Annotated in this window: 12 protein-coding genes; 7 read left to right on the top strand and 5 right to left on the bottom strand. The window is 62.9% G+C overall.

Annotated features, from left to right (window positions below):
- From R3C98_RS12900 to R3C98_RS12890, 3 genes are all read right to left on the bottom strand, one after another.
- A partial coding sequence (locus R3C98_RS12900; RefSeq protein ID WP_371314485.1) for a PTS sugar transporter subunit IIA occupies positions 1-341 on the bottom strand: 341 nt, incomplete at its 3' end.
- 92 nt (positions 342-433) lie between these two features.
- Positions 434-1,270 carry a 4-hydroxy-tetrahydrodipicolinate reductase gene (dapB, locus tag R3C98_RS12895; RefSeq protein WP_371314484.1) on the bottom strand — a complete coding sequence of 279 codons (837 nt, stop codon included), beginning with the start codon at positions 1,268-1,270 and terminating at the stop codon, positions 434-436.
- Positions 1,271-1,328: 58 nt separating this feature from the next.
- Positions 1,329-2,237, bottom strand: a complete 909-nt coding sequence (locus R3C98_RS12890; protein ID WP_371314483.1) for a LysR family transcriptional regulator — start codon at positions 2,235-2,237, stop codon at positions 1,329-1,331.
- A 93-nt stretch (positions 2,238-2,330) separates the two neighbouring features.
- Between R3C98_RS12890 and R3C98_RS12885 the strand changes: the two genes are divergently transcribed.
- The 7 genes from R3C98_RS12885 to R3C98_RS12855 all read left to right on the top strand — a co-directional run bounded on the left by R3C98_RS12885 (position 2,331) and on the right by R3C98_RS12855 (position 6,183).
- Positions 2,331-3,437, top strand: a complete 1,107-nt coding sequence (locus R3C98_RS12885) for an S-(hydroxymethyl)glutathione dehydrogenase/class III alcohol dehydrogenase (RefSeq protein ID WP_371314482.1) — start codon at positions 2,331-2,333, stop codon at positions 3,435-3,437.
- Between the two features lie 178 nt (positions 3,438-3,615).
- Positions 3,616-4,146, top strand: coding sequence for a DUF1993 domain-containing protein (locus R3C98_RS12880; RefSeq protein WP_371314481.1), 531 nt, complete (start codon positions 3,616-3,618; stop codon positions 4,144-4,146).
- Between the two features lie 99 nt (positions 4,147-4,245).
- Entirely contained in the window at positions 4,246-4,623 is a 378-nt protein-coding gene (locus tag R3C98_RS12875; protein ID WP_371314480.1) for a VOC family protein, read from the top strand.
- 21 nt (positions 4,624-4,644) lie between these two features.
- Positions 4,645-4,992 carry a hypothetical protein gene (locus R3C98_RS12870; protein WP_371314479.1) on the top strand — a complete coding sequence of 116 codons (348 nt, stop codon included), beginning with the start codon at positions 4,645-4,647 and terminating at the stop codon, positions 4,990-4,992.
- Between the two features lie 68 nt (positions 4,993-5,060).
- The gene (locus R3C98_RS12865) at positions 5,061-5,375 is read left to right on the top strand and encodes a hypothetical protein (RefSeq protein ID WP_371314478.1); all 315 of its coding nucleotides are present in this window, start codon (positions 5,061-5,063) and stop codon (positions 5,373-5,375) included.
- 17 nt (positions 5,376-5,392) lie between these two features.
- Positions 5,393-5,884, top strand: coding sequence for a RidA family protein (locus tag R3C98_RS12860; protein WP_371314477.1), 492 nt, complete (start codon positions 5,393-5,395; stop codon positions 5,882-5,884).
- Positions 5,885-5,910: 26 nt separating this feature from the next.
- The gene (locus R3C98_RS12855; RefSeq protein ID WP_371314476.1) at positions 5,911-6,183 is read left to right on the top strand and encodes a hypothetical protein; all 273 of its coding nucleotides are present in this window, start codon (positions 5,911-5,913) and stop codon (positions 6,181-6,183) included.
- Here the strand turns inward: R3C98_RS12855 and R3C98_RS12850 are convergent, their stop codons facing one another.
- Both R3C98_RS12850 and R3C98_RS12845 read right to left on the bottom strand, forming a co-directional pair.
- Positions 6,184-6,567 carry a rhodanese-like domain-containing protein gene (locus R3C98_RS12850; protein ID WP_371314475.1) on the bottom strand — a complete coding sequence of 128 codons (384 nt, stop codon included), beginning with the start codon at positions 6,565-6,567 and terminating at the stop codon, positions 6,184-6,186.
- A 91-nt stretch (positions 6,568-6,658) separates the two neighbouring features.
- A complete protein-coding gene (locus R3C98_RS12845; RefSeq protein WP_371314474.1) occupies positions 6,659-7,750 on the bottom strand; it encodes a glutathione S-transferase N-terminal domain-containing protein in 1,092 nt (363 codons plus the stop codon).
- Positions 7,751-7,856 lie beyond the last annotated feature (106 nt).

Raw genomic sequence — 7,856 nt, 5'->3', positions numbered from 1 at the left:
GTGCGGGCAGCTTCGCCGAGCGGGAGTTCGTCACGGACTTCAGCCAGCTTGATCAGCATGGGCAGGTTCACGCCAGAGATTACCTCGATATTCCCCGAATTCATGATCGACATGGCGAGGTTCGACGGTGTGCCGCCGAACATGTCTGTCAGGATGATGACGCCAAGGCCGACATCGCAGGCCTTTGCCGTGTCGCGGATCTGCTCGCGCCGGGCTTCGATATCGTCTTCGGCCTCGATGGAAATCGACTTGAATCGTGCCTGTTCCCCGACGACGTGTTCCGTCGCGGAGACCAGTTCCTTCGAGAGTTTGCCGTGGCTAACGACGACGATGCCGATCATGCGGCCCCTTTCAGGTAAGATGACGAACTTGTCATGCTGCCATGGGGAGGATGGCCGTCAACCCGGATTCAGCTGTGCGGTGTGCGGCTTTGTCAGGCGCCGTTGCCTGAAAGCCCCAGCACGTCATCCATGCTGTAAAGGCCCGGCTTCCGGGCAAGGGCCCAGATCGCGGCCTTGAGTGCGCCTTCGGCAAACATCGCCCGGTCCAGCGAGGTGTGGCTGAGTGTGACGATCTCCGTATCGGAGCCGAAGCTGACCGAATGTTCGCCGATCACGCCGCCCATGCGGCGGACGGAAAAGCCTATCTTGCCCGGCTCGCGGGCTGCATCCGGGCCATCATAAGGCCCGGTGCGCAGCGTATCGAGCGTGCCGCCACGGCCTTCGGCGGCGGCTTCGCCCAGCATCAGCGCGGTGCCGGATGGCGCATCCACCTTCTTGTTGTGGTGGGTCTCCAGTACTTCGATGTCCCAGTCGGGGCCGAGGCTGGCAGCGGCGCGGCGGACCAGCGTTTCCAGCAGCTTGATGCCGAGGGCGAAGCTGCCGGACTTGACGATAACGAGATCGCGCGCGGCGGTTTGCAGCGCTTTTTCCTCTGCGGGGGAGAAGCCTGTTGTGCCAATGATCGCAACACGTACAGGCGTGTGTTTCAACGCTTCCAGCGCCGCGAGCGTGGCAGCGGGGCGGGTGAAGTCGAACCAGACATCGGCCTTGGCCGCGGCAACGACCGGGTCGGAGGAGGGCTTGACGCCGAGGTTCGGGATGCCTGCCAGATCGCCGATGTCGGTGTCGAGATGCGGCGAGCCGGCGACTTCCGTACCGCCCGCAACGGTCAGCCCGTGGCGGTGGGACACAGCGGCCAGCTGGCGGCCCATGCGGCCGGCAACGCCAGCAATGGCAACGGAGAAGGAATCGGGCGTCGGCTCAGTCATGGCGCTCTTATAGGCGTAAAATCACAAGACGCGAGCCCTGTGCGTTCGTGGCAGATCGTCAGATCTGCAAATGGTGCGGGAGGGGCGCGCTAAAGGCCGGTTGCAGCTGGGCGCGGATACGCTCGATGAGGAGACTGACTTTGGGCTGCAGGTGCCTCGCTTGCGGATAAACGGCCCAGATCGGCTCCGGTTCCGGGCGATGGTCCTCGAACAATTCGATGAGCGTGCCATTTTGCAGATAGGGCAGAACGTAGAAAAGCGGCAGCTGGCCAATCCCGATTCCGGCGAGGAGGCCGTCCAGCACGGAGGCGGCTGAGTTGCAGCGCCAATTGCCTCGTGGACGGAGTGTTTCGTGCCGCCCATTCTGCGTGAACGCCCAGTTGGCGGAAGAGCCGATCAGGCAATTGTGGGCTTTCAGCTCCTCCAGCTTCCCGGGATGGCCGTGTGCCGCGAGATAAGCGGGAGAGGCGCAGACCACGAACTGGCGTGTGGCAACGCGGGTGCCGACAAGCCGGGAATCCTCAAGCTGGCCCGTGCGGATGGCAAGGTCGAAGCCTTCCGAAATCAGGTCCACCAGCCGGTTGGAAAGATCCATCGTCACCTCGACCCTGGGAAACTCCTGGCAGAAGCCCCGGACGATGGGGGAGATATATCGTTCGCCCAGCAGGGTGGAGCAGGTGATCTTGATCTCACCCTGAGGGGCTGTTTCGCCGCTGACATTGGCGAACAATTCGTCGCGTGACTGGATGAGCTGCCGGCATTGGGCGAGCACCGTCCGGCCAGTGTCCGTGAGCGAGACTTTCCGGGTCGTCCGGTAGAAGAGCGGGGCGCCGATGGCATTCTCCAGCCGGGTGACGGCGCGGCTGACATGGGAGGTGGAAACATCAAGCGCCTGTGCCGCCGGTTTGAACCCCATGGAGGTCGCCACAGCGACAAACTCTTCAATCCCGTCCCAATCGCTTCGCATTATCCCTGTCCTGCAACAATGAATTGCGGATTACCTACTTTAACGCCGTAAGCGCAAGAGTAGTATGGCACCCAGACATTATGGAGTTCCCCGATGAAAACCCGCGCCGCTGTTGCCTTCGAAGCCAAGAAACCGCTCGAAATCGTCGAGCTTGACCTGGAAGGCCCGAAGGCCGGCGAAGTTCTGGTCGAGATCATGGCGACGGGCATCTGCCACACGGACGCCTACACGCTGGACGGGCTGGACAGCGAAGGCATCTTCCCGAGCGTGCTGGGCCATGAAGGCGCGGGCATCGTGCGCGAGGTTGGCGCGGGCGTCACCAGCGTGAAGCCGGGCGACCATGTCATCCCGCTCTACACGCCGGAATGCCGCCAGTGCAAAAGCTGCCTCTCCGGCAAGACGAACCTCTGCACCGCGATCCGCGCCACGCAGGGCAAGGGCCTGATGCCGGACGGCACCAGCCGGTTCAGCTACAAGGGCCAGACGATCTATCACTACATGGGCTGCTCGACCTTCTCGAACTTCACCGTGCTGCCGGAGATCGCCGTCGCGAAAATCCGTGAGGACGCGCCGTTCGACAAGGCCTGCTATGTCGGCTGCGGCGTGACGACGGGCGTGGGCGCCGTGGTCAATACGGCCAAGGTCCAGGTCGGCGACAATGTCGTCGTCTTTGGCCTCGGCGGTATTGGCCTCAACGTGATTCAGGGCGCCAAGATGGCTGGCGCGGACATGATCGTCGGCGTCGACATCAACGACACAAAGGAAGAGTGGGGCCGCAAGTTCGGCATGACGCACTTCGTGAACCCGAAGAATGTTGCCGACGTGGTGGCCCACCTTGTGGAGCTGACCGATGGCGGCGCGGATTACTCCTTCGACTGTACCGGCAACACGACCGTGATGCGCCAGGCGCTGGAATGCTGCCATCGCGGCTGGGGCACCTCGGTCATCATCGGTGTGGCGGAAGCCGGCAAGGAAATCAGCACACGTCCGTTCCAGCTGGTGACGGGCCGCAACTGGCGCGGTACGGCTTTCGGCGGCGCCAAGGGCCGCACCGATGTGCCGAAGATTGTCGACTGGTACATGAACGGCAAGATCCAGATCGACCCGATGATTACCCATGTCATGCCGCTGGAAAAAATCAACGATGCCTTCGACCTGATGCACGCAGGTGAGAGTATCCGTAGCGTCGTGGTCTACTAAGGCCGGAGCGCCGAGGTATGCTCTTCCGGGATACCTGCGAAGGCAGGTATCCCTATGGGCTCGTTTTTTCTTTGCGCGGGGCGCGGCATAATTTTATGGGAATGCGGCGCTTGCGGTTCTCGAGTGTGGACCACATTTGATGTGAGGTACCGCTGACCGGACTGAAGGGAAGAAACACATGAGCATCGTCAAGCGCACTCTCAACATTTACCGTACACGTCTGGTAACACTTCAGGGCCTTCTCGGGAAGGCTGAGGCGGAGTTGTTTCCGGATGATCCGGAGAAGGGGGCGCTTCTGACGGCGCGTCTGGCGCCCGACATGCACGCCTTTCCCTATCAGGTCTGGTTTACCTGCCGTCAGGCCGAGCTTCTGCTGGGCAAGCTGAACGGCACGCCCGTGAAGGAGTTCGAGGCCGACAAGGCTAGCTTTGCCGACCTGAAGGCCCTGGTCGCTGAGACCATCGCGCGGGTCGAGGCGCAGGTCGGCACGTCGGATGATTTCGTGACCGGGCAGACCACGCTGGAAATCCCGGGTTTCCCGACGCTCAAGATCTCGGGGCAGGACTATATCGACGAGTGGCTGACGCCGAACCTCTATTTCCACCTTGTGACCGCCTACGACATCCTGCGGGCCGAAGGGCTGGCCATCGGCAAGGCGGACTATATGAGCCATCTCCTGCCTTTGCTGGCGGGCGCTGCTTCCAGCTGATCACAAAACAGGGGCCTGACGCAGCGGGAGGCTGGAAACCCTCTGGCATTGGCGTGATGGCTGGGGCACTAATTCCCCATCCATCAGGAGGAAACACACATGTTCAGTCACGTCATGGTCGGCACCAACGACCTTGCGAAATCCAAGGCATTCTACGATGCCCTGTTTACGGCCATTGGCGGCCGCGAGGCGATCACGGACCCGAAGGGTCGCCTGATCTATCTGCACAATGGCGGCACCTTCCTGGTGACCCCGCCGATCGACGGTGAGCCGGCCACGCACGCCAATGGTGGCACGATCGGCTTTGCAGCCGAGAACCCGGAACAGGCCGATGCCTGGCATGCCGCAGGTGTCGCGGCTGGCGGCCAGCCGATCGAGGACCCGCCCGGCTGGCGTGAAGGTGGCGGCATGCGCCTCTACCTCGCTTACCTGCGCGACCCGGACGGCAACAAGATCTGCGCCATGTGCCGCGGCTAAACTGACCTGAAAGGCGCCGGAATGGGATGTAGGGAAGACCTCTACGATGCATTCCGGCGCCGCTTCGGCCGCTGGTGGATCGTCGATCCGCTGAGCGAGCCCGAACCCTCCGACACTTGGGACCCGCCCTCCGAAGCAGGGCTTGCCGCGCTGAAGCCGGGCGACTTCGTGAGCCTCGCCTTCAAGGGCTGGCCGCGCGGACGTATCTATTATTGGGAAATTCTGCGCGTTGAGGTGACCGGCATTGACGGCGAGCGGCTGACCGGTTGTGTGAAGCAGGACCCGGATGACATGCCGCAGCTGAAATGGGGGGCAGAGGTGACCTTCCGCCGGGCTGACATCATTGACATCGATCCGCCGGACTGGTGAACGGTTTCGCGCGGGTGCAACTGCGTGTAGTCTGCACGCAAGCTGATGCCGGAAAGGGCGCCAGGCCCATGACAGGTTTTACCCACTTCACATTGCTCGCCGATGGAGAGGTCTTCGAGCCGAACCTTGAGTTCGAGACCGAACGCGGCCGCTATATCATGGCCATGAAGGCCTGGGCCAAGGATGCCGAAGAGGCCGCCGACATGATCGTCGAGATCGGGCAGAGCCTCGGCTTCCGCCCGGATGGCGAACTGCAGGTCTTCGTCACCAGCCCGGAAGAGCCGGAGGAAGACGAACCTTACGGGTACGATGTTCAGTTTACGTCCTATTTAGAGGACGAGGAAGAAATGGACGGGGAAGACCGTCCAAAATGGATTCACTGACAATAGGAAAGACTTGTATGAAACGCATGTTCAGAATGGGCGGGTTTGCCGCCGTGGCAGTCGCGGCAACGGTTCTCAGCGGCTGTGTGGTGGCCGATGTGAAGGATGTGACCGTCGCGCCCTCGACTGAGATCGAGCATTATGTCGGCGTCGCCAAGGCGGGCATGAGCCTGCCATTCTCCAAGGCGGTGAAGGTTGGCAACACGATCTATCTGTCCGGCGAGCTGGGCATCGACCCGGCGACCAATGAGCTGGCGCCTGGTGGCGTCGGCCCGGAGACGACGCAGATCTTCGAGAACATCGAACGCACGCTGGGCGAGTTCGATGCGGACCTTGGCGACATCGTGAAATGTTCGGTCTTTCTGGGCGACATGAGCGATTTCGGCGAGATGAACGCGGCTTACACTGCAGCGCTGCCGGAGCCGAAACCGGCTCGGTCCACCTTCGGTGCGAACGGCCTTGCCCTCGGCGCCGCGCTTGAGATCGAGTGCCTGGCCGTCAAGCCCTAATGGATTGGCATGACCCGGAGGCCCCGGTGGACTTGTCGCCCGTCGGATCGGAAACGATCCGGTGGGTGATTTGCAGAGCCATCGAAGCGGGCAACCGGGTCACGTCGCTTGCCGAATGGTCGAAGGCACTGGTGGCGCACATGGAAAGTGGGCTGACGGCGGAGCTGAAAGCTGAAATCCGCGCGCGCTATCCTGCACTCGACTATTATGAAGAGGCTGGCTCGCCGCATAACCAGCCCGATGAGGGCTTTATCGAGAATGGCTTTGCGGTGTCGTTCCCGCGGCCCCGGCCCGGCTGATTACCTGCGGTATTGTTTCACCGGCAGGTTCGCGGACGTCCATGCCATCATGCCGCCGCGCACATTGCTGACATCAGTAAATCCGGCTGCTGCAAGCAGCTTCGCGGCCCGGCCAGACCGCATGCCGGACCGGCAGATCACGGCTACTGGCTTTGATGCGTCTTCCTTCATCAGGCCATAGACCGTGTCGACCAGGCGCGGGTCGCCCAGCGTGATCGTGTGGGCGCCCTTGGGAACGCCGCCCTGCTGCCACTCGCTCTCGGTGCGCACATCGACCAGGATCAGGTCCTTCTTGCGCACGCGGTCATTCGCCGTGGCCGGGTCGATCTGGGAAATGGCGGTTTTGTTGCCGCCTCCGCCGAGAAGCCAGTCGAATAGTCCCATGGATATGCCTCACAGCTGTCAGTGTCCGATGTCTACCACTGCGCACGGGGCGGCCATAGGTGCGGCGCCTGCGACAGATGAAGCGGCGCTGTCAGGCGAGTGCGAGGCGGTAATTCCGGCGGGTGAGCCGGGCGGGCAGCTGGAGTGTTGAGAGGGCTTCGCCGCCTGTGGCCGAGAGGAGCGCGTCAGCGCGGACCTTCTCCTCACCCTCCAGCGCGGCATAGGCATCCAGCGCGCCCTGCAGGCGGTAGAGCTGGAATGCGCGGGCGGCGGCTTCTGCGGTGCGGCCCTCGATCGTGATCGGGATCATGCCGAAGCCGCGGGGTAGGTCTGCGCCAGGCGTGGCCATTTTCAGCCAGCCCTCAAACAGGGCCGCCGTGGCCTGCAGGGCGGGCAGCTGTTCGCGCATCTGGCGCTGCAGGATGGGGACCAGCGTTTCGGGCACGCTGTCATCTGCCGGAAGGGGGGAGATGTCTTTCGCGCCAGCGTGGGTGCTGGCCACCCAGTCCGCCACGCGCGGGGCGATGCGGCGCATCAGTTCACCCGGCACGGGATCGCGCAGGAGGTGGGCATAAAGCGGGCCGATGAAGGCAAAGTCCGCCAGGCAGGGCCGTCTGCCCAGCAGGAAAGGGTGAGCTTTCAGATGGCGTGTGAAATCCGCCAGGAAAGCTTCATAGGAAGCCTCGATGCCGGGAATGGTTTCCGGCGTGACGCCCAGCATTGGCGTCATCCCCCGGAACATCTGGCCCATGTTGCGGCCGATTTCGAACTGTTCCTCGGGGCTCGCCTCCGGCGCGGACAGCGCGCCAAACTCGGCATAGGCCCACTCTTCGCAATAGGACCAGCGATAGTGCATGGCGGGGATCACCAGCCACTCATCGGCATAAAGGTGCAGGAGTTCGTTGACAAAGCGCTGCAGCGGGCCTTCCGGCTGGACAGGGGGCTTCAGCTGCTCGCGTGCCTCGACATGGGCGATGATGTCGGCCGTGTCCTGCACGATCTCGCCATCCGGCATGGCGGCGACCGGGATCACCGGCCAGCCCACCTTGGGCAGGATGACGGAGGCGAAAACGTCCCGGCTGGAGAGGACTTCCTCGAAGTCCACGCCGCGCCAGCGGAGGTAGGCGCGCGCCTTGCCGGTGAAATAGCTGACTTCGGCGCCGTAGAGCGTATAGGTGGCCATATGCGTTTCCCTGTCCCTTTTATGGCAGGGGTTGTGCCGCAAACTGCGCGGGTGCTTCAAGCCCCCTCCATGGGGAAAGGCCGCGCAGGCCGCGGCGCTTGACGGG

Source organism: Hyphomonas sp., from assembly GCF_041398465.1.
Taxonomy (GTDB): Bacteria; Pseudomonadota; Alphaproteobacteria; order Caulobacterales; family Hyphomonadaceae; genus Hyphomonas.
This window is presented reverse-complemented; position numbering and strand designations above follow the sequence as displayed.

What these genes read in the sequence shown, in the direction of transcription:
- dapB (WP_371314484.1), bottom strand. Translation starts at nt 1,270, where the DNA reads ATGACTGAGCCGACGCCCGATTCCTTCTCCGTTGCCATTGCTGGCGTT.
- R3C98_RS12890 (WP_371314483.1), bottom strand. Translation starts at nt 2,237, where the DNA reads ATGCGAAGCGATTGGGACGGGATTGAAGAGTTTGTCGCTGTGGCGACC.
- R3C98_RS12885 (WP_371314482.1), top strand. Translation starts at nt 2,331, where the DNA reads ATGAAAACCCGCGCCGCTGTTGCCTTCGAAGCCAAGAAACCGCTCGAA.
- R3C98_RS12880 (WP_371314481.1), top strand. Translation starts at nt 3,616, where the DNA reads ATGAGCATCGTCAAGCGCACTCTCAACATTTACCGTACACGTCTGGTA.
- R3C98_RS12875 (WP_371314480.1), top strand. Translation starts at nt 4,246, where the DNA reads ATGTTCAGTCACGTCATGGTCGGCACCAACGACCTTGCGAAATCCAAG.
- R3C98_RS12870 (WP_371314479.1), top strand. Translation starts at nt 4,645, where the DNA reads ATGGGATGTAGGGAAGACCTCTACGATGCATTCCGGCGCCGCTTCGGC.
- R3C98_RS12865 (WP_371314478.1), top strand. Translation starts at nt 5,061, where the DNA reads ATGACAGGTTTTACCCACTTCACATTGCTCGCCGATGGAGAGGTCTTC.
- R3C98_RS12860 (WP_371314477.1), top strand. Translation starts at nt 5,393, where the DNA reads ATGAAACGCATGTTCAGAATGGGCGGGTTTGCCGCCGTGGCAGTCGCG.
- R3C98_RS12850 (WP_371314475.1), bottom strand. Translation starts at nt 6,567, where the DNA reads ATGGGACTATTCGACTGGCTTCTCGGCGGAGGCGGCAACAAAACCGCC.
- R3C98_RS12845 (WP_371314474.1), bottom strand. Translation starts at nt 7,750, where the DNA reads ATGGCCACCTATACGCTCTACGGCGCCGAAGTCAGCTATTTCACCGGC.